The organism is Exiguobacterium sp. PFWT01 (assembly GCF_018255795.1).
Lineage (GTDB): Bacteria > Bacillota > Bacilli > Exiguobacteriales > Exiguobacteriaceae > Exiguobacterium.
In genome coordinates, this window is record NZ_CP073755.1 from 645,677 (window position 1) to 664,995 (window position 19,319).

Consider the following 19,319-nt stretch of genomic DNA (forward strand, 5'->3'; position numbering starts at 1 on the left):
AGGCACGCACATCATGTATACCTGTCGCCATGTTTTTTTGTGAAGGAGGATGCATGAATGAAAAAAGTCGTTGCTCTTTTTTTGTGTTTTTTCTTACTCGTCGGGTTTACCATCGTACCAGAGTCTGGGGTTGAGGCGAGTTCCTCATCCGTGCAGCACGTGTTTTCTCCAAAATCGTATACGCATTATGGGGGAACGACATATGCGGTCAAAAAGTTCACTTATCCGAAGACGGTGAAAGTGAGGTTGTCCAATGGTCAGTATGCGTACCGAAGTGTCAAATGGTCCAAAGTCAGCTTTCAAAAAGCTTATTTGAATCGGACACAGCGGCTCGTCGGAACGGTTCATGGGACAAGTAAGAAGGCGGTATGGTCGGTCCGCATCAAGAATTATCCCGTTCGGATCACGACACCGGTCATCCGGTCGGTCGGTAAGAAACAAATTCCGAGCATGCCGAAACTGTTGACGGCCCATTTCGCGAACGGACAGCGTTCCACATACAAATTGACGTGGGGACCTCGTTCGACGAATACGATCGGCACGAAGTATGTCAGTTATCGGGCGAGTGGCTTGAACGTCGCCTTCTCGGGCAAAGTGAAGTTGAACGTTCGAGATGTCATGTTGACGCAACCGGTCTTTACCATCTTAACGAACAATGAACAGATTCAAGCAGTCGGTAAAATCCACTACCCGGAAAAGGGGATCCGTCACTACTTAATCGCGGAGAACCGGGAAACAAAGAAACAGTATAAGAAAAACATCTACCCGAATCGGGACGGCTCGTATAAAGTCGCCTCCCTCCCGCTCAAGCCTGCGTCGTATAACGTCTATGTCCAATCGGGAGTCAAACGGACATCCCCGGTCGTCGTTACATTAAAAGGCGGACAGGTTCCGGGTGATTCGGAATCGGATATTCGCAATCTATTAAAAGGTCTATTATTGAATATCCAAGTGACGAATCCATTGTTGAATGACATCGTCTTCCCGCGAATTGACGGTGTGACATTCTCGATTGATTCAAACAAGTCGGCTTTGTCGAGTGCTGGTAAAGTGACGCGTGGAACGAATGATGAACTTGTGACGTTCACGATTCAAGCGAAACGTGGGGACATCACGGAATCAATCACCTACAATAACATTTTGATTCCGAAACGCTCCCAGACGGACGAGGAAGAGCTCGACCTCTGGCTCAACAGTATCCAAATCGATAATCCGCTCACGAAGAATATCGACTTGCCGACTTATCCAGGTGTCGTCTTCTCGATTGACTCGAGCAATCCAGCAGTCGTCTCCTCATCAGGTGTCGTCACACGAGGTGACCAAGATGTGTATGTCAATTTGACGGTGCGAGCGACGAAAGGTTCAGTGACACGGACGAAGTCCTTCCCGAATATCCTCGTACCGAAGAAAGATGCATCGGCGGAAAGTCTCATCGATGATTACCTGAACCGACTCGTCATTTCGAGTCCGGTGACGACAAACATCACACTCCCTCCACTCGCTGGAGCGACGGTGACGCTGACTTCATCGAATCAAGCGGTCATCACGAACGGTGGGGTCGTCACACGCGGCATGACGGATCAATCGGTCTCACTCGTCGTGACGGTGACAAAAGATGGGGTGACCAAGACGAAGATCTTCCTCGGTCTGCTCGTACCGAAGAGAGAAGGCGGGGCTGAAGGGGAAGTGGACGACTATTTGGCAGCACTGTCGATTACAAGCCCACTCACAGCGAACATTGTCTTGCCACCATTCACGGGAGGAACGGCGACGCTGTCCTCATCGAATCAAGCGGTCGTCTCGAACAGTGGGGTCGTGACGCGTGGCACGACGGATCAAACGGTGTCAATCACGGTCAATGCGACGAAAGACGGCGTGACGAAATCACGTACGTTCTCGAACTTGCTCGTGCCAAAAGATGATGCGTTGTTGACAGCCGAGCTTGACGCGGCTTTAAATGCCATCAACCTTGGTAATCTCATTAACCTGTCGACCAACATCTCACTTCCGTCCGCATCAAACGGAATCAACGTCAGTTGGTCTTCGAATCAACCGGGTGTCATCTCGAACACCGGGGTGATTCAACAAGATCCGACCGATGCGAAATCGTTCATCCTGACGGCTTCGGTCACCAAGAACGGATTGACTCGGACGAAGACGTTTAGTGGGTCGGTTGCAGCGAATGTTCAGTTGGTATTAGCAGACGATGTGACGAAAGTTAAGTCGTCATTCGGGACGCTGTATCCGGTATTTGATTTGTCGTTACCAACGAGCTTGAATGGTACTCCGCTCACATGGACCTCAAGTAACCCGGCGCTGATGACGAGTACGGGGGACGTTCGGGAAAATGATGTGGTCACGCCGTTCACCTTGACGGTCAGCAATGCCAGTACAAATCAAATCATCAATATGTCTACACAAGACGTCGATACGGGACTACTCGGTGGGTTGCTCGACACACTCGGAGCGATTGTCAATCCGGTCGTCAATGCACTGGGGGGCAATTCTCAAAGTGCAACGCTCCCATCAGAGTATGGTGGTTTGCTTGGAATCGGAGCGAAGAGCATCACGAACTGGGAGAGTTCACATCCAGACCTCGTTACGATTCAAGGGTATAACGTGACGATTAAACGTGATCAGCAAGACCACTTGGTTGTTCTACGAGCGAAGTACCAAGGAATCAATCAACCAATTCCAATCATCGTCAAATTGTCGAAGCAATAACAAAGAACGGAGTCGCAACTGTGCGACTCCGTTCTTTTGGTCAATGTGCTGTGAAGCGAGCTGGTCCAATCGAAGAGACGAGACGTGTCGCGGCACGCAAGCAATCCAGCTGTCTCGAATACACACGGCTCACATCGGAAAAGGCAGAGGGGAGATGGTCCGAATCGAGGGGACCTTGTCGCATATAAGGAGATTCCCCGGCGCCAAGCGGTGTCGGATGAATCACGAACTTATAGTGAGTCGGGTCGAGCTCGACAACCTCAATCTCTGCAAACAGTCGTGCATCGCGTGTATACAAGAAGCGGGTGGATAACCACTTATCTGAATCTGTCATGGTTCACCAGTCCTCCCTCAAGAAGTCTTACCTCCTTTATCATAAAACAATTTTTGGATATTTCAAATGTTATTTTCATATTTATGTAAATATACTTACTTGAAATTGTAAAAAAGAGCGGATTTGTGCAATCATTCCTTTGTTTGAGTAAAGTAAGGAAAGAACGTACGAAGGCGGGGTGACAACATGAGAAAGAACGCATCAGGGACATATCGGTTCGTCATCATCCTTGGGGCGAAAGTGAATGGGACTCGACCATCCCGGGCACTCCAACATCGAATTGAAGTGGCGGCCGCCTATGCGAAGGCACATCCTCATGTCGAACTGATCGCAACAGGTGGACAAGGACCGGATGAAGGGATGGCGGAGGCGCGTGTCATTGAACGAGAACTGATGGCGCAAGGAATCGATGCTACGCGGATTCATGTGGAAGCGACATCGACGTCGACGATCGAGAACTTTGAGCATAGCCGTCCGTTTTGGGACGGAGCATCAGGTGTGACGATTGTGACGAATGACTTTCATGTGCCGCGGGCCCGTTTGATTGCGAGACTGTATTTTCAGCTCGAGAGCGATGCCCTATATGCACCGACCCCACCGCTTGCGAAAGGGCGATATCTCATTCGTGAAGTATTGGCGTATGTGAAGCTGTTGGGACGTTATATATTCAATCGAACATGAACGAGGAGAGAGTGGAGACATCCACTCTTTTTTCATTTACTTTTATTGTAAATGAGAAGCAGGTAATAAGTACAAAATATGGTAAAATGATTCGTATTATGTTATAGAGAGGTGAATTATGAACTGTTCCAATTGTTCAAAAGAACTGAGTGCCACGCAACAGTTTTGCCCAAACTGCGGCACGAAGGTGGAGCCCATGGCTTCTGTAGAAGAAACGAAACCGACATCACCCGTTGAGACGAAGATGCAATCTTCCAAAAAACGTGTCGGGAAAGGGTTAATGATTACGGCATTCTCTTTATTATTGATCGCAGGTGCGACGTATTTTGGATTTTATCAATTCATGTATACCCCTGAAAAACAAATCGAACAGATTCGCGTAGCCGTCACAAGTGAGGATGCCAAGGCACTCGCCCCGCTATTGCGACTCAAAGAAGCAGACGTGACAGAGGCACAGGCGGCGGCCTTGTTGACAGGGCTGAGTCAAGCGGAATTGACGGAATCGACAGTGGACTATTTAGATCGGGCCAGTCGTTCCATCGGAGCATCGAATGAGGGCCTTCCGCTTCGGTTACGGGAGATCGGCAAATCGTACGGCGTATTCAAGCTATACGGTCTTGAGTTGATTCCTCAGACGATGTATGTGTCGAGTAACTTTGATGCCATCACGGTGTCATTGCCTGACCCATATGGAAAAGAAAAACTGACTTCTGAAGGAGATCAAGTCGTCATTCGGGATGCGTTTCCAGGTATGGTCGAAGTCGCCGTGAAATATGATGGGCAATATGGACAAGATCAGGCGGTCAAAACGTTCAATAGTTTGGAGTCGTCCAATTCAGATGAACCGTTCATGGTCGCATTCAAAGGATTGAGTGTCGAGCTAGATCAAACATACGATGACGCTCCGTTGATTGTGAATGGGGAAGACTCGGGCAAAACGATTGGAGAATGGAAGACATACGGACCCGTTCCGAAACAAGGCGTAACGTTGAGTACGTATATTGACATGCCATGGGGGACGGTGGAGTCCAAACAGGTTCTCGCCAAACCGGGTAGTAAACCGGTCAAGTTTGACCCACAAGTGGATGCCGATACGATCGCGTTCACGGAAGACATTATCACGCGTCACGCCGAAGAATGGGTGAACTTCATGTATTACGAAGATTTGAGTGCATTGACGGTTGTAACGGACGAGGCGTACCTGGCCAAACAACGAAAAACATATGACATCATGCAGTCAGAAAATCAGGAATGGTATGGCTCGTTCGATGGTGTAGAAGTGATTAACCAAAAAACGAAGCTCACGACATGGAATGAACAGATGGCGATTGAGACGGAAGCGGTCGTTGGCATCAACAGTCAGTTTGTGACGGATGGCGAAGAAGATGCGCCCCAACGTTTAGTGAAGTCGAGATTCCGCTATGTCATCGCCGAACCATATGACGATGGAACATATCATATCGTAGAAGCGACATATTTAGAATAGGAGAGATGAACATGACAATGTGGCAACAACAGTCTGCGCTATTAGATGCAGCAGAAAGTATCAAGGACTTACAGGCACGCATGGAAAAATCAAAGAAGGCTCGGGGGCAACTGCTTCTTGAGCTCGGACAACAACAGTATCGTCAATTAATGCAGCAAGGTCGTTCGGAAGAAGTGGCGCAAATCATGGAACAGGACGTCCTCATCTATGAGGCAAGTCGTCGCATCCGTGACATGCAGGAGGCGATGAAACCACATCGCTGTACATCGTGTGATGCGCCACTTGAGAAGGATGCAAAATTCTGTGGATCGTGTGGCACACCGGTCCCGCAACCGGATGTTCGTCCGAAACAAGCATGCAATTCTTGTGGTTCTCCACAACCCCTTGATGCCTCGTACTGTGCATGCTGTGGAGGGAAGATGGAGGTGACTGCATGAGGTATTGTCACCAATGTGGTCATGCAAATGAGGACCACAATCAATATTGTGAACGGGACGGTGTCCAACTAGAAGGGACAGATACGACCTATCGATTCGATGTATCGACCGGTCAATTCTGCACGAGTTGTGGTACTGCCCGAGCGTCGCATGAACTGTACTGTCACGCATGCGGTCAAACGGCACTCGAGCCGTCGACGAGTGTCAATCGGATGGAGGAGTCCCTTCGTACGGTTGCCGCGACGGGGACACAAGTGATGTCTCAGTTGAGACGAGTAGCCGGTAAACGAGATGGTGCGACGAAGTTGTCCTTTTCAACTGAATCGCTCCGGTCATTGCGTGTCAATCAGACGGACGTAGTGCGTGGAGCGTTGTTCGGTCTAGGATTTTTACTCGTTCTTCTGTTGATTGCAGGGAGTTTGGTCGCGATGCTACCGGCGGAGGCCATTCCGTCACTTGCCGATGAACTCGAAATTAACATTTCGTCGTTTAATGCAACGATGTTCCTCGCTTTTCTCATCGGTGCGAAAGTGTACTGGTCCGTCACGACAGAACAGGTGAATCAGTTTATCGCGAGTCTCGGTGCAGGGATTGGAGATTTCTTGCGAATCGAAGGGGCTGTGGATGCTCAATTTGGAAACTACTTTATGATGTATGGTGGAATATTCTTGATGATTGCCGTTGTGTATGTCTTGATTCGACAGACATCGACGTTGAGCGATGTGTTCAGTCGTATGGCGGGATTCATGGTGACGGTTCTCGTCGGGTATGGATTGATTTACGCCTTCGCTTTTCATCCACCACTCTTTGAAGTCGCATGGATCAAAACCATTGCGGCGACAACCTTGATGGTCCTCTTTGCTCTCGGGTTGGCTTATTTGATTACGATGCCGTTCCAGGGAGAGTGGAAGATCGCGCAACAAGGCGTTCGTGCGTTATTGACCGTCACACTCGTATCGACGTTCGTTGGTATTGGTTACTTTGGTCTTCAACTCAGTAAAATCGATGAGGGAGAACGCCTCGAGTTTGTCGACAGCGAAGAAATGCTGTATTTGACTGGACAAGCGGCGAGTATGAATTGGCAGACTATCGGACATGGAGGGGAGCAAGCCCTCTCACTTCAATCTCCATTAGGTTCTTATGAAATTGGCATGTCGTTGTTTGGGGAGACCGCCCCAGAAAAAATCACGAACTCGATTGAAACGGTAAGCGAAGGATTTGGTGGGGTAGAGGATGTCTTGTGGCAATCATTCTCCGATACCGAAGGACCTGCCAACTCGATTGGCAAGCCTGTCGATATGATCACCGTCTCACCGATGATTTTTGGGACGTTGACTGAGATGTATGAGGCGGATCTCGCAAATGATGAAACGCGTTCTGAAGCGTTGTACAAGGACGGTGTCTTCTCCTGGTTGCTGATATTATTAGTCTTGAATGTCGTGATTTATGCTATGTTCGCTAAGGGGCATGTTCACTCATGGCAGGCAGGAATCTGGTTTGTGGCTCCGGCACTCCTTGCATTCATCGTCTGGCAGTGGTTCTTGAATAACGGCATGTTCGTTGAGTTGAACGGGGTTCGGATTTTAGGCGTTGCCACGGACGGAATGAGTATCGCAGGAACGTTCATTGCGCTCGTCTTGATCACGATGGGGGCGCTCCTTGGTTGGGGAATGAAAAAATTGAATATCAACTAAGCGAAACAAGCACGGACAGCCTCCTGTCCGTGCTTGTTTTCAATATTCTTCTTCCCGTGATAATTCATCGGAGCCAAGATTTTGCACAATCTTCATTTCGCCATCCTCATACCGGACCGCATATGTCGTCTCGAATGTCGCTCTCACACTAGAGTCGTCTTCTTTGATGATGCGGTACGCTTCATTCGTGGTGACGGTCGCGGTTTCATCATCTTCGATCGAGTCACGATTTTCACCATTCACTTGAATGGAGATGACTTCCGTGTATAGATGGTCTTCTTTGATGCCTTTGGCGAAGAGGGTATTGTTCAAGTAATCTAATGTCTGTGACTGGAACGTCGACCCCTCGGCAAGAAATGTTTCGACTTCAGACGTATCCGTTGAATAAGTCGCGCTCGTAAAGGCGTCGATAAAAGAATACATAAACCGGTCGATCTCATCATAGGAGACTGGTTCATAAAACACACCCGTTTCTGCCTCGGTATCCGGGAGAGCAGTTTCCTCTTCGACTTCAGAAGCTTCTTCGGACTCCTCTTCCTCCGTCGAAGCGGAGAACGATTGTTGTACATCTTTTGCTGTCGTCGTCTCTTTTGAGGCGAGCGGTTCATTCCATTCCGACCATAACCATACGCCTAATCCGATCACGGCCACAAGGGCGATCGGGACGGCCCACTTCCAAAGGGGAGGACGGGTCGATGTCGTTTCGATTTTCGTGCCACATTGTGAACAGTGGGATTGTCCACGCTTTAGCGTCGCCCCGCATGCTGTACATTTATTCATAGCAATCACTCTTTCCATTTTTTAGTATTATTTTACCGCTTCTATCAAGATTCTGAAACGGAGGATTATGGATTTGAGTCAATCAAAAACTAGGCCCTTGCACTCGCAAGAGCCTAGTTTGCTTGACAGCCGATTTCTTCGTTCAGCACGTGGCCGAACGCTTCGGCGCCCTTGATATTCAAATGGACCCCGTCACTTTCGAAGTATGCTTCTTTCCCGATTGACCGTTCATGCCAATCGATGAGGGACACGTTCTCGTGAAGTTCACTTGCCCGTGCGAGTTTTTCATTGACCTCACTTTCCCATGGACGTGGGACACGTGTGTTAATCAAATAGATCTCATCTGCTCGTTCGAACTGTTTGAGCAGCGTCTCGAGTTGCTCCATTTTGAAGGCGCCGTTCGTTCCGAGATGTAGGAACACAACGTGCCCTGGGGCATTATAGGATTGGTACTGTGAGGCAACTGGGATCGCATCACGAACTTGACGTCCGATTTGGGCGTCAATTTTCATATTCGGGAAGGCATCTGCCAAGTATTCGTTCAATCCGAGCATGACCGAGTCGCCAATCGCGAGAGCCGGTGGACATGTTCGTTCTTCTGGTTTTTCAGTCGGTGCTGTGTTCTCTTCTGTCGGTTGATCTTCGGACGGAACATCCTCTGGCTCTTCGGATTCCGGTGCTTTCGGAACGTCCGGAGTGTCATCTTTTGGCATCGGTACTTTCACGACAGGAATCTCATCTTCGACCGGCTTCGACTCAGAGAACGCCAGGATGGTCAAATTCCCAACGAGAACGAGTGAGAGCGCCGTCGCACATGCCGTGGCGGCGAAGCGTGCGCTCGGGTGCGTCGGTGTCGAGACGAGCTGACGGAACGCATGTTTGAATCCATTTCGGCGAATCGGTGTCTCGACGAAACGATACGACAACTCGGCGATCAAAAGCGTCAACGCCACTTGTCCGACGGAAAGAAGTGGCGAGAACGTCCCGAGTCGGTCGAGCGGTGTCGACAGAATGATGACCGGATAGTGCCACAAGTAAATCCCATACGTCCGGGTGCCAATCACGCGAAGCCAAGCGCTTCCAAACAGTCGTGACCAAATGGTCGCCGGATGGGCGACAGCGGCAATCAATAGGGCGGATAGGAACGCGACGAGCAAGAAGCCTCCGTAATAGAGGAACGCGTCGTAGGCGTTGACGGTTCGGATGATTCCGACGATGGCGATGAGCGAAATGGCGCCAGCCCCATTCAAAATGTGACGTCCGATCTTCGGAATCGTCTCTTTAAACGTGTCCGGGCGCCAACCGAACGCGAGAACGGCTCCCATAAGCAGACCGAACAAGCGTGTATCGGTCCCGTAGTAGACGCGACTCGGGTCTGCTTCCGGGACATATCGGAATGCCATCCAGGCGGCGGAGACGACTAAAAGCGCAGCGAGTAGTTGGAGCAATCGCTTCCGGAACGCGAGTCCGACGAGTAGGAGTAGCGGCCAGACCGCATAAAACTGTTCTTCGATCGAGAGAGACCATAAGTTTTGAAGCGGTGATGGCTTTCCGAAACTTTCGAAGTAGGAGACTTCGTGGAAGATATACCACCAGTTGTTCACGTAGGCAAGTGCCGCCAGTGAATCTTGTCGCACCGTATCGAGCAAGGAGCGGTCAAACAGCGTCACATACGTCATCACGACGGACAGCATCAAGACGAGCGCCGGCAACAAACGACGGAAACGTGCGACATAGAATCTTTTCAAATCGATCGTGCCGGTCTTCGTCCATTCGCGAATCAAGATGCCGGTGATCAAGTAACCGGACAGGACGAAGAAGACATCGACACCGAGGAATCCCCCGGATATGTAAGGTACATTTAAATGATATAAAATGACAGCCAAGACGGCGAACGTGCGCAAGCCGTCGAGACCAGGCATATACGTTGTATGTTTGAGTGGTTTCATGCCCCCACTTCCTTTCTAGTAAAGCGGACATTTCCCTTATTTTTCAATCCATTCTTCAGTATAACGAGCGAGGAAGAGGGAATGGTTTCAAAAGATTAACAGTCCGTGAATGAAAAAGAATTGATTGATTCCCAATTTGAACAAGAGGAGAGTGAGAAAAATAAAAAGAGAACATTTTAAAACAAAAAAGATAAAAAATAATAATTAATTTGATTGAAAACGTTTACAAGAGTTCTTTCTGATGCTACTATATGAATGTGGATATGACATATCGAAAAAAAACAAACACAAAGGGGAGTTTAACATGACGAAAGAAGAGTCAGCATTGGTAGGTTTAGAAATTGTCGCTCACGCAGGAGATGCGCGTTCGAATCTGATGCGTGCGCTCGAGGCGGCGAAGGAAGGGGATTACGACCGAGCTGAATCGCTAGTTAAACAAGCGGATGAATCGATCTCGCTCGCACATGCGACACAGACGAGCATGATTCAGGCGGAAGCACGAGGCGAAGGTGCGGAATTTGGGTTCATCATGGTGCATGGGCAGGACCACTTGATGACGACGATGCTCTTGCGTGACATGATGCAACATATGATCGAGCTCTATCGCCGGTCAAATTAACTTAGACGAACGGGTCGCGCGACCCTTTGATCATTCACTAGTAAAGGAGGAAATGGCATGAACGGTTTAATCGCAAGAATTGAAAAGATGAAACCAGCATTCGAAAAAATTTCGAACAACCCGTACTTACGAGCGATTCGAGATGGATTCATTAGTTTGATTCCAGTCATTTTATTCTCAAGTATTTTCCTATTAATTGCATTCGTCCCTAACATTTTTGGTGTGTACTTAAGCGAGGAATGGGTCAACCGACTCATGAAAGCATACGGATACTCGATGGGGCTAGTCGGTCTGCTTATGTCAGCGACCATCGCAAAATCGTTGACGGAGACATTCAACGGGCAACTTCCGAAGACGAGACAAATCAACTCGGTCTCGACGATGGTCGTATCGATCATCGGGTTCGCGTTGATCGGGGTCGATCAGATCGAAGGTGGCCTATCAAACGGATTCATGGGTACGAAAGGTCTCTTGACGGCATTCGTGGTCGCCTTCATCGTTCCGAATATTTATAAGTTCTGTGTGAAACGCAACATTACCATCAAAATGCCGAAAGAAGTACCAGGAAACATCGCACAAACCTTTGCGGACTTGATTCCGCTCGCGGCATCCATCATCTTCTTCTGGGTGTTTGATATGGTATTCCGTAGTTTCGCCGCAGAAGGCTTCAGTGCTTGGATCATCGACGTGTTCCAACCACTCTTCTCAGCAGCAGACGGTTATCCTGGACTCGCATTGATCTTCGGTGCGATGGCATTCTTCTGGTTCGTCGGAATTCATGGACCGTCGATCGTGGAACCAGCCGTCTCGGCGATCTATATCACAAACGTTGAACAAAACTTACAGTTGTTCCAGGCGGGCGAACAGGCGACGAATGTCCTCTCGCAAGGGTCGCAGTACTTCATCGCGACATTAGGTGGTACTGGGGCGACGCTCGTCATCACGTTCATGATGGCGTTCATGGCGAAGTCGAAACAGTTGAAGTCGGTTGGACGCGCTTCTTCTGTACCGGTTCTGTTCGGGATTAACGAACCGATCTTGTTCGGGGCGCCAATCGTCTTGAACCCGGTCTTCTTCATCCCGTTCATCGCGGCACCAATCGTCAACGTCTGGTTATTGAAGGCGTTCATTGACATCGGTGGAATGAATGGATTCATCTACAACTTACCTTGGACGACTCCAGGACCAATCGGTTTGATTCTCGGTACAGGATTCGCGCCACTCGCCTTCATCCTCGCACCGACGTTGATCATCATCGACTTGTTGATTTACTATCCGTTCTTTAAAGTGTATGACAAGCAGTTGGTCGAGCAAGAGCGCTTGGCTGTCCTTGAAGAAGCACAAACGCCGGATACGGGTGCGGAAATCGCGACAAGCGCGACGGAAGCACGTGTCGTGAAGCCGGTGGATGCATCGAAAACGTATAACGTCCTCGTCTTGTGTGCGAACGGTGCCACGAGCGGGATGCTTGCGAATGCGATTGCCAAAGGGGCGAAGGAAGAAGGACTTCAACTGGAGTCGACGGCTATGGCTTACGGTCAACATAAAGCGGTCATTTCAGAGTTTGACTTGATCATCCTTGCTCCGCAGATGGCATCGATGCTTGGGGAGTTGGAACAAGACTCGGCATCTAGTGATACGAACGCCGTTTCGACATCGGGTGCAGAATATGTGGCGCTTTGTCGCGATCCTAAAGGGGCACTCGCTTTCGCGATGAAGCATATTTAATACAAAAGGGGCTGGTCATTCACAGCCCCTCTAATCTTTTCAGTCTAGACAAAGAGGTGGAATCGAAATGAGACAATTTCCGGAAGAGTTTATTTTTGGTGCGGCAACAGCAGCTTATCAAGCAGAAGGTGCGGTGAACGAAGGGGGACGCGGTCCTTGTTATTGGGATGAGTTCCTACATCGCCCGGAGAGCCGTTTCAATGGAGACGTCGCCAGTGATTTTTATCATCAGTATCCAGTCGATTTGAAGTTATCCAATGAGTATGGATTGAACGGCATTCGCATCTCGATTGCCTGGAGCCGTGTCATTCCGGATGGGGCCGGTGAGGTGAATGAGGAAGGACTCGCCTTTTATGACCGCTTGATCGATGAGTGTTTGGCAAACGGTGTCGAGCCGGTCGTCACGCTTCATCATTTCGATACGCCGCTCCCGCTATTCCATCAAGGGGACTGGTTGAATCGTGACAATATTGACCACTTCGTCCGCTTTGCGGAAGTGTGCTTCGAGCGCTTCGGAGATCGAGTGAAGAAATGGGTATCAATCAACGAGCCGTGGTCCGTCGTCGCGGGACAATACATCATCGGGCACTTCCCGCCAAACATTCGTTACGATGTCGCCAAAGCGATTCAAGCCATGCACCATATGATGATTGCTCATGCGAAAGTCGTGGACGCGTATAAACGGATGGAGCTAGACGGAGAGGTTGGGATCATCCATATCCTCGAATCGAAATATCCGATCACCGAGTCCGAAGAAGACCGGGAAGCGGCATATGTGGAAGATGTGTTGGCGAACCAATTCATGTTGGATGCCTGTTTGAAAGGAAGTTACACAGCCGAGACACTGACGGTCATCGAACGATTGATGTCTCTTCAACAAGCTACTCTTGTAGTCGAAGAGGGGGATATGGAATGGTTAGCACGTGGCAGTGCCCAAAATGACTTCCTCGGGGTCAACTATTATGCGAGTCACTTCTTGGCTGCCCATGATGGCGAGAGTGGGATTCATCATAACGGGACAGGGGAGAAAGGGACGAGCGTGTTTGGCTTAAAAGGGATTGGAAAGCGCGTGTCGAATCCGGAAGTGCCTACAACGGATTGGGATTGGCCGATTTATCCGGCCGGCTTGACAGATATGCTCGTCCGAGTCCATCGTCAATATCCGAACTACAAAGCCATGTATGTGACGGAGAATGGAATGGGCTATAAGGACGACCTCGTCGACGGCTCGATCGATGACACGCCACGGATTGACTACATCGCCCAGCATTTGAACGCTATTTTGGATGCGATTGAACAAGGTGTCACGGTTCGTGGATATTTTCTCTGGTCTCTCATGGACGTCTTGTCCTGGACGAATGGATTCAATAAACGGTATGGCTTGTTCTATGTGGATTTTGAGACACAGGAACGACTACCGAAGAAAAGTGCACGTTGGATGAGAGAAGTGGCGAACCGACGTCAAGTCATTCAACCGGAAACTGTAAAATGAACAAAAAGTCGGTTCTTTTGAACCGGCTTTTTGTTTGTTTCTGTTCTAAAATGATAGTCAAGGAGTGTTCAAGTTGAGTATACTGAAAGAAAGAAGGAGGGTGATCGGGAAAATGTTGAAGGAACAGCGATGGGATCGCATCTTAGAACTGGTGGATACAAAGGGGGTCGTGAAGACGACCGAAGTGACCGAATTGCTTGGTGTCACGCCGATGACGGCACGTCGCGATTTGCAGATGCTTGAAGAATTAGGGCGACTTGAACGGATTCACGGAGGTGCGAAATCCTTGAACATGGACCGTCCCCTGTCGTATGAAGAGTTGTCTCATGTCGAGAAGAAACAACTTCGTTCGGAAGAGAAGCGGAGCATCGCCAGAAAAGCGGCGGCGCTTATTGAGGAGAATGCCACGGTGTTCATCGGACCGGGGACGACCAATGAACTCATTTATGAATACATCGACGTGAATGCCCGGATTTTTACGAATTCGTTCCAAGTGTTCGAGCGGTTTAAAAACGATGCGCGATTCGAATTGATGCTGATCGGTGGACGCTATCGCGAACGGACGGGTGCTTTTGTTGGAAGCTTTACGAACGATATCATGTCCCGCATCAACGTATCACTCGCTTTCATCGGAACGAACGGCGTGCACAATGAACGGATCACGACGGCGAACGAAGAAGAGGGCGCATGTCAAAAGATTATTCTCGATAATGCACAGTTGAAGTACATCTTGTGCGATTCAAGTAAAATCGGTCGCGTCGACCTATTCGACTTCTACGGCTTGGATCACGTCGATGGACTGATTACGGACGAAAACATCAGCGAGGCGACGTTACACCATTACTCCTCTTATACGGAGGTCATCGTGGGACAAAACGAACAGCAATTGGTTTGACCATATGAATCAACGACCTGGATTGTTACGAAATGTGACAATCCAGGTCTTTTTTTGTTAAAAAACAAACAAATAATGTTCGAAAATGATTGAAAATAATCGAACTTGTGCTATTATAAAAGTGTAAATAACGAACAAAAAAGAACAAAAAGAAAGAAGGGATTGTTGTGAAAGTAGCACTTTCGGCAGACAAAGCGAGTGAAGGGCGTAAGCAACTGATCGTGAACCATATGGAGGAACTCGGACATGAAGTCGTAGATTATTCGGGTGATGACGTCGTGGCAGCGATTGTTCGAGTGACGGATGCGGTTCGCGATGGAGAGGCAGCTCGAGGCATCTTACTCGATTCCTTTGGATCATTGTCCTACATGGTCGCGGCGAAACAATCTGGAATTGTTTGTGCACAAGTATCAGATGAACATTCTGCGAAAATGACACGAGATCATAACAACTCTACGATCATCGCAATGGGGACGGAAGTCATCGGTGATACGTTGGCACGTGAAATTGTAAGCGCATTCCTTGGGGCGGAGTACTCCGGTGGGCGTCATCAAATTCGCGTAGACATGTTGAACAAATTGGCTTAAGGAGGACGAACAGGATGAAGATTGCAATCGGTTGCGACCATATTGTGACAGATATTAAAGATGAGATGGTGCAGTACCTTGAAGCGCAAGGCCATGAAGTCATCGACTGCGGGACATATGATTTTGAACGCACACACTACCCGATTTACGGGCGTCGTGTCGCGGAACAAGTCGTCACGAACGAAGCGGAACGTGGAATCGTCATCTGCGGAACGGGAGTGGGGATTACGACATCTGCCAACAAAGTGCAAGGTGTCCGTGCACCGCTCGTGCGAGATGTGACCACTGCAAAAATGGCGCGGAAGCAGCTTGATGCGAATGTGATCGGGATTGGGGGACGGATTACTGGTCTCGGTTTGATGCAAGAGATCGTGGATGTCTTCTTGAGCACGCCATACGTCGAAACAGAAGAATCGAAACAACTCATCGCCTCGGTCGATGCGTTGGCGTCAACGAGTCGAGGGTTAGATGGTGACGAGATTTTTGATGAGTTTCTAGAGAAATGGGAAGCGGGCTGCTACGTCGATTAACAAATAATCCAATGAGGTGAATGAAGATGGAAATGACAAAAACAGGTGTCATCAATACAAAAGAGATGCTACGCGATGCACAAGTGAACGGCTACGCCGTCCCAGCGTTTAATATTCATAACCTGGAAACGGCTCAAGTCGTCGTAGAAACGGCGGCAGAGCTCCGTTCGCCAGTCATTCTAGCCGCAACTCCTGGAACGTTCACATACGCTGGGCGCGATTACATTCAAGCGATTGCGGACACGGCCGCACGTCGTTACGACATTCCAATCGCGCTTCATTTGGACCACCACGAGACGATCGAGGACATTCAAACCTCGCTTGAACTCGGGACGAAATCGGTCATGATCGATGCGTCACACCATGCGTTCGAAGAAAACATCGAAACCGTCCGTCAAGTCGTCGCATTGGCTCAAGAATACGGTGCATCGGTTGAAGCGGAACTCGGTCGCTTAGGTGGTCAAGAAGATGATTTAGTGGTCGATGAGGCGGACTCGTTTTATACGGATCCTGCTGCTGCGGCAGAATTTGTAGAGAAGACAGGCATTGATTCGCTTGCCGTCGCCATTGGAACGGCCCACGGGTTATATAAGGCAGAACCGAAGTTGGATTTAGAACGGTTGTCTGAAATTCGAGCAGTCGTCGACATCCCGCTCGTCCTCCATGGCGCATCTGGTGTACCGTTTGATACAGTACGTGAATGTATTCGTCGAGGATGTTGCAAGGTCAACATCGCCACAGAGTTAAAAATGCCATTCGCCGCGACACTTCGAAGCGTCTTGACAGAAAATCAAGAAGAGAGCGATCCGCGTAAATATTTCGGACCGGCAAAAGCTGCGATGAAGACGGTCGTGGAAGAGAAGATTCGAATGTGCATGAGCGATGGACGTTATTGAGGACTGGACATGATATTAACCATCACGTTAAATCCTGCGATCGATGTCCGGTATGACATGTCGCAGTTCCATTTGAACGGGACGAATCGAACGGATGCCCCTCATCGGACAGCCGGTGGGAAAGGACTGAATGTGACGCGGGTCATCGCACAATTAGGTGAGCCGGTGATGGCCACGGGCATCCTTGGTGGCGAAGCGGGGGAGTGGATTACTTCTACACTTGCAAAAGACGGGATTCGCCAAAACTTTTATCGAGTGTCCGGCAACACGCGTACGTGTCTGGCTTTCTTGCATGATGGAAAGCAAACCGAAGTACTGGAAAGTGGACCGCACGTATCGACAGATGAATGGGAAGGGTTCAAACAACATGTGGCCACGCTCTTGTCTGAAGTCTCACTCGTCGTGGCGTCCGGTAGTTTACCAAAAGGTGTGCCGGTGAGTGCCTATCGCGAATTGATCGAGCTGGCGGGACAACATGGGAAACAAGTGATCCTCGATACAAGCGGAGAGGCTCTTCGTGAAGGATTATCGGCCCGTCCTTTGTTAGTGAAGCCGAATGAAGAAGAATTGAACAGCCTGGATCCCGCTGCTCCAATCGAGCATACGCTCAACCGGATCGGAGATAGGAGTGACTGGGTCATTCATTCAAAAGGGAAGCGAGGGGCGGATGCGATCGTTCATGGACAACGCTATGTCATTGACGTACCGAACGTGGCGGCCGTGAACGCCGTCGGGTCTGGCGATGCGATGATTGCTGGTCTCGCTGTCGGAATGGTGAGACGTCAATCCGTGGAAGAGACGCTTCGTCTCGGTAGTGCGACCGGCACGCTCAACGCCCTTGAAGAAGGCACGGGAAGTATCAACTGCGCACATCTTGAAGACATGCTCAGTCAGATTCGGGTGACACGGATGTCTCCCATCTCCTCATCATGAAAAAAGCGACCTGTCGTCATCGAGGACAGGTCGCTTCTTTACGTTTACACCAGCTGAATCAACGTCCCACCGAGTACCCCGGCGATGACGAGTGCCCACGGTGGTAGTTTCCAATAGGCGATCATGACGAACAGGAAAGCGGCGAACACGAAGTCGACCGCATCGTTGACGGTACTCGTGAAGATCGGGCTGTAGAATGCCGCGATCAAAATCCCGACCACTGCCGCGTTGACGCCGATAAGAGCGCCGGCGACTTTCGGGTTATGACGGAGCGCATCCCAAAACGGAAGTGCCCCGAGGATGAGCAAGAAGGCCGGCAAGAAAATCGCGACCGTCGCCAGGATGCCACCCGGCACACCGTTAATCACCGTTCCAAGATAAGAAGCGAACGTGAAGAGCGGTCCAGGGACGGCCTGAGCGGCACCGTATCCTGCAAGGAAGGCTTCTTCACTCAAGAAACCAGCGGGTACGAGCTCACGCTCAAGTAACGGCAAGACCACATGTCCGCCGCCGAAGACGAGGGCACCGGCCCGGTAAAAGCTATCGAACAAGGCAATCGTCTGATTTTCAAACGTCTCCCGTAAAATCGGTAAGATGACGAGAAGAGCACCGAATATCGACAGCAAGACGGCTCCGAGTCGTTTCGAAATGGGGAACGCGCTCGATTTCGCATCGAGGCGGTCCGGCTTGAACAACAGGAATCCTGCGAGGGCCGCAAGGAGAATGAATAGCACCTGACTGAACGTCGTCTGCCAGAGCAAGACGCCTGCCAAGGCGAAAAAGGCAATCGTTCGTGTCTTTGTATCAGGTGTCAGTTTACTCGCCATCCCTAAGATGGCATGGGCGACGATGGCGACGGCGACGACCTTCAAGCCGTAAAGCCAGCCTGCGTCGGACACGTCGAGCCCAGACAACAATAAAGCGAACAGGATGAGGGCAACGACTGACGGCGTCGTGAAGCCGATGAACGAGGTGATTCCACCCAATATACCGCCGCGGACGATCCCGATGCCGATCCCGACCTGTGAACTGGCCGGTCCAGGTAAGAATTGGCATAAGGCGACGAGGTCGGCATATGCTTTTTCATCCATCCATTTGCGTCGTCTCACATACTCCTCGTGGAAGTAACCGAGGTGGGCGACCGGCCCACCGAATGAGGTGAGGCCGAGCCTCGTTGAAACGAATAAAATCTCTAGTAACGTCTTAAACGTCACGCGTTGTGTCGTCATGTCTTCACTCCTTAATTTCTTTGAATAACTCGTATGCTTTTTGACGGGCTTCCGCCAACACAGAACGTCCTTTTTCGGTCGTCACGTAATTTTTGCGAACGTGTCCATCGACCGTCTCGTTTTCACGGACGAGAAGGCCATCCTTCTCCATCCCGTGCAAGATTGGGTAGAGCGTCCCAGCACTGATCTCGTAACCGTGTTCCCGAAGCTCATCGACCATCCATGCTCCGTACACGGGATGTTCCGCGGCGTGGTGCAAGATATGGATGTGGATGAAACCGAGAAACAGCTTCCGCAAGACGCGGTCTTCCATACGTGTCATCTC

Annotated in this window: 18 protein-coding genes and 1 pseudogene; 14 read left to right on the forward strand and 5 right to left on the reverse strand. The window is 49.9% G+C overall.

Annotation, left to right across the window (positions count from 1 at the left end):
• Nucleotides 1-57: 57 nt before the first annotated feature.
• Entirely contained in the window at nucleotides 58-2,724 is a 2,667-nt protein-coding gene (locus KD909_RS03420; RefSeq protein WP_211782396.1) for an immunoglobulin-like domain-containing protein, read from the forward strand.
• Between the two features lie 40 nt (nucleotides 2,725-2,764).
• Here the strand turns inward: KD909_RS03420 and KD909_RS03425 are convergent, their stop codons facing one another.
• Entirely contained in the window at nucleotides 2,765-3,058 is a 294-nt protein-coding gene (locus KD909_RS03425; protein WP_012727102.1) for a hypothetical protein, read from the reverse strand.
• Between the two features lie 186 nt (nucleotides 3,059-3,244).
• On the opposite strand from KD909_RS03425, the gene KD909_RS03430 reads away from it, so the two are divergent.
• The 5 genes and pseudogenes from KD909_RS03430 to KD909_RS03445 all read left to right on the forward strand — a co-directional run bounded on the left by KD909_RS03430 (nucleotide 3,245) and on the right by KD909_RS03445 (nucleotide 7,356).
• Nucleotides 3,245-3,739: a YdcF family protein gene (locus KD909_RS03430; RefSeq protein WP_211782397.1), complete on the forward strand. Its 495-nt coding sequence runs from the start codon at nucleotides 3,245-3,247 to the stop codon at nucleotides 3,737-3,739.
• Nucleotides 3,740-3,857: 118 nt separating this feature from the next.
• Nucleotides 3,858-3,923, forward strand: a pseudogene (locus KD909_RS15590) (zinc-ribbon domain-containing protein); the annotation flags it as partial.
• A 12-nt stretch (nucleotides 3,924-3,935) separates the two neighbouring features.
• On the forward strand, nucleotides 3,936-5,225 hold the full coding sequence (locus tag KD909_RS03435) for a TcaA 3rd/4th domain-containing protein (RefSeq protein ID WP_249199070.1): 1,290 nt from the start codon (nucleotides 3,936-3,938) through the stop codon (nucleotides 5,223-5,225).
• An 11-nt stretch (nucleotides 5,226-5,236) separates the two neighbouring features.
• Nucleotides 5,237-5,662, forward strand: a complete 426-nt coding sequence (locus KD909_RS03440; protein WP_031422607.1) for a zinc ribbon domain-containing protein — start codon at nucleotides 5,237-5,239, stop codon at nucleotides 5,660-5,662.
• Nucleotides 5,659-7,356 carry a zinc ribbon domain-containing protein gene (locus tag KD909_RS03445; RefSeq protein WP_211782399.1) on the forward strand — a complete coding sequence of 566 codons (1,698 nt, stop codon included), beginning with the start codon at nucleotides 5,659-5,661 and terminating at the stop codon, nucleotides 7,354-7,356. Before KD909_RS03440 ends, KD909_RS03445 begins: the two co-directional genes overlap by 4 nt.
• Before the next feature lie 39 nt (nucleotides 7,357-7,395).
• Here the strand turns inward: KD909_RS03445 and KD909_RS03450 are convergent, their stop codons facing one another.
• Both KD909_RS03450 and KD909_RS03455 read right to left on the reverse strand, forming a co-directional pair.
• The gene (locus KD909_RS03450) at nucleotides 7,396-8,136 is read right to left on the reverse strand and encodes a zinc ribbon domain-containing protein (RefSeq protein ID WP_211782400.1); all 741 of its coding nucleotides are present in this window, start codon (nucleotides 8,134-8,136) and stop codon (nucleotides 7,396-7,398) included.
• Nucleotides 8,137-8,249: 113 nt separating this feature from the next.
• Nucleotides 8,250-10,085, reverse strand: a complete 1,836-nt coding sequence (locus tag KD909_RS03455) for an acyltransferase family protein (RefSeq protein ID WP_211782401.1) — start codon at nucleotides 10,083-10,085, stop codon at nucleotides 8,250-8,252.
• 304 nt (nucleotides 10,086-10,389) lie between these two features.
• Here KD909_RS03455 and KD909_RS03460 point away from each other — a divergent pair, with 304 nt between their 5' ends.
• The 8 genes from KD909_RS03460 (at nucleotide 10,390) to KD909_RS03495 (ending at nucleotide 17,765) form a co-directional block, all read left to right on the forward strand.
• Nucleotides 10,390-10,704, forward strand: coding sequence for a PTS sugar transporter subunit IIA (locus tag KD909_RS03460; protein ID WP_012727099.1), 315 nt, complete (start codon nucleotides 10,390-10,392; stop codon nucleotides 10,702-10,704).
• 57 nt (nucleotides 10,705-10,761) lie between these two features.
• Nucleotides 10,762-12,432 (forward strand): PTS transporter subunit EIIC, encoded by a 1,671-nt coding sequence (locus tag KD909_RS03465; protein WP_211782402.1) that lies wholly within the window; start codon nucleotides 10,762-10,764, stop codon nucleotides 12,430-12,432.
• 67 nt (nucleotides 12,433-12,499) lie between these two features.
• On the forward strand, nucleotides 12,500-13,924 hold the full coding sequence (gene lacG / locus KD909_RS03470; RefSeq protein WP_211782403.1) for a 6-phospho-beta-galactosidase: 1,425 nt from the start codon (nucleotides 12,500-12,502) through the stop codon (nucleotides 13,922-13,924).
• 112 nt (nucleotides 13,925-14,036) lie between these two features.
• Nucleotides 14,037-14,819: a DeoR/GlpR family DNA-binding transcription regulator gene (locus tag KD909_RS03475; protein WP_012727096.1), complete on the forward strand. Its 783-nt coding sequence runs from the start codon at nucleotides 14,037-14,039 to the stop codon at nucleotides 14,817-14,819.
• A 167-nt stretch (nucleotides 14,820-14,986) separates the two neighbouring features.
• Nucleotides 14,987-15,406 (forward strand): RpiB/LacA/LacB family sugar-phosphate isomerase, encoded by a 420-nt coding sequence (locus KD909_RS03480; RefSeq protein ID WP_012727095.1) that lies wholly within the window; start codon nucleotides 14,987-14,989, stop codon nucleotides 15,404-15,406.
• A gap of 14 nt (nucleotides 15,407-15,420) precedes the next feature.
• On the forward strand, nucleotides 15,421-15,936 hold the full coding sequence (gene lacB, locus KD909_RS03485) for a galactose-6-phosphate isomerase subunit LacB (RefSeq protein WP_012727094.1): 516 nt from the start codon (nucleotides 15,421-15,423) through the stop codon (nucleotides 15,934-15,936).
• 26 nt (nucleotides 15,937-15,962) lie between these two features.
• Nucleotides 15,963-16,832, forward strand: coding sequence for a tagatose-bisphosphate aldolase subunit GatY (locus KD909_RS03490; protein WP_012727093.1), 870 nt, complete (start codon nucleotides 15,963-15,965; stop codon nucleotides 16,830-16,832).
• 9 nt (nucleotides 16,833-16,841) lie between these two features.
• A complete protein-coding gene (locus tag KD909_RS03495; protein ID WP_211782404.1) occupies nucleotides 16,842-17,765 on the forward strand; it encodes a 1-phosphofructokinase family hexose kinase in 924 nt (307 codons plus the stop codon).
• Nucleotides 17,766-17,809: 44 nt separating this feature from the next.
• On the opposite strand, the gene chrA is transcribed toward KD909_RS03495, so the two are convergent.
• Together chrA and KD909_RS03505 are read right to left on the reverse strand one after the other, a co-directional pair.
• The gene (chrA, locus tag KD909_RS03500; RefSeq protein ID WP_012727091.1) at nucleotides 17,810-18,994 is read right to left on the reverse strand and encodes a chromate efflux transporter; all 1,185 of its coding nucleotides are present in this window, start codon (nucleotides 18,992-18,994) and stop codon (nucleotides 17,810-17,812) included.
• A 4-nt stretch (nucleotides 18,995-18,998) separates the two neighbouring features.
• A complete protein-coding gene (locus KD909_RS03505) occupies nucleotides 18,999-19,307 on the reverse strand; it encodes a PadR family transcriptional regulator (protein WP_211782405.1) in 309 nt (102 codons plus the stop codon).
• Nucleotides 19,308-19,319 lie beyond the last annotated feature (12 nt).

Coding starts and splice junctions, on each gene's coding strand:
- KD909_RS03420 (WP_211782396.1), top strand. CDS start 58: ATGAAAAAAGTCGTTGCTCTTTTTTTGTGTTTTTTCTTACTCGTCGGG.
- KD909_RS03425 (WP_012727102.1), bottom strand. CDS start 3,058: ATGACAGATTCAGATAAGTGGTTATCCACCCGCTTCTTGTATACACGC.
- KD909_RS03430 (WP_211782397.1), top strand. CDS start 3,245: ATGAGAAAGAACGCATCAGGGACATATCGGTTCGTCATCATCCTTGGG.
- KD909_RS03435 (WP_249199070.1), top strand. CDS start 3,936: ATGGCTTCTGTAGAAGAAACGAAACCGACATCACCCGTTGAGACGAAG.
- KD909_RS03440 (WP_031422607.1), top strand. CDS start 5,237: ATGACAATGTGGCAACAACAGTCTGCGCTATTAGATGCAGCAGAAAGT.
- KD909_RS03445 (WP_211782399.1), top strand. CDS start 5,659: ATGAGGTATTGTCACCAATGTGGTCATGCAAATGAGGACCACAATCAA.
- KD909_RS03450 (WP_211782400.1), bottom strand. CDS start 8,136: ATGAATAAATGTACAGCATGCGGGGCGACGCTAAAGCGTGGACAATCC.
- KD909_RS03455 (WP_211782401.1), bottom strand. CDS start 10,085: ATGAAACCACTCAAACATACAACGTATATGCCTGGTCTCGACGGCTTG.
- KD909_RS03460 (WP_012727099.1), top strand. CDS start 10,390: ATGACGAAAGAAGAGTCAGCATTGGTAGGTTTAGAAATTGTCGCTCAC.
- KD909_RS03465 (WP_211782402.1), top strand. CDS start 10,762: ATGAACGGTTTAATCGCAAGAATTGAAAAGATGAAACCAGCATTCGAA.
- lacG (WP_211782403.1), top strand. CDS start 12,500: ATGAGACAATTTCCGGAAGAGTTTATTTTTGGTGCGGCAACAGCAGCT.
- KD909_RS03475 (WP_012727096.1), top strand. CDS start 14,037: ATGTTGAAGGAACAGCGATGGGATCGCATCTTAGAACTGGTGGATACA.
- lacB (WP_012727094.1), top strand. CDS start 15,421: ATGAAGATTGCAATCGGTTGCGACCATATTGTGACAGATATTAAAGAT.
- KD909_RS03490 (WP_012727093.1), top strand. CDS start 15,963: ATGGAAATGACAAAAACAGGTGTCATCAATACAAAAGAGATGCTACGC.
- KD909_RS03495 (WP_211782404.1), top strand. CDS start 16,842: ATGATATTAACCATCACGTTAAATCCTGCGATCGATGTCCGGTATGAC.
- chrA (WP_012727091.1), bottom strand. CDS start 18,994: ATGACGACACAACGCGTGACGTTTAAGACGTTACTAGAGATTTTATTC.
- KD909_RS03505 (WP_211782405.1), bottom strand. CDS start 19,307: ATGGAAGACCGCGTCTTGCGGAAGCTGTTTCTCGGTTTCATCCACATC.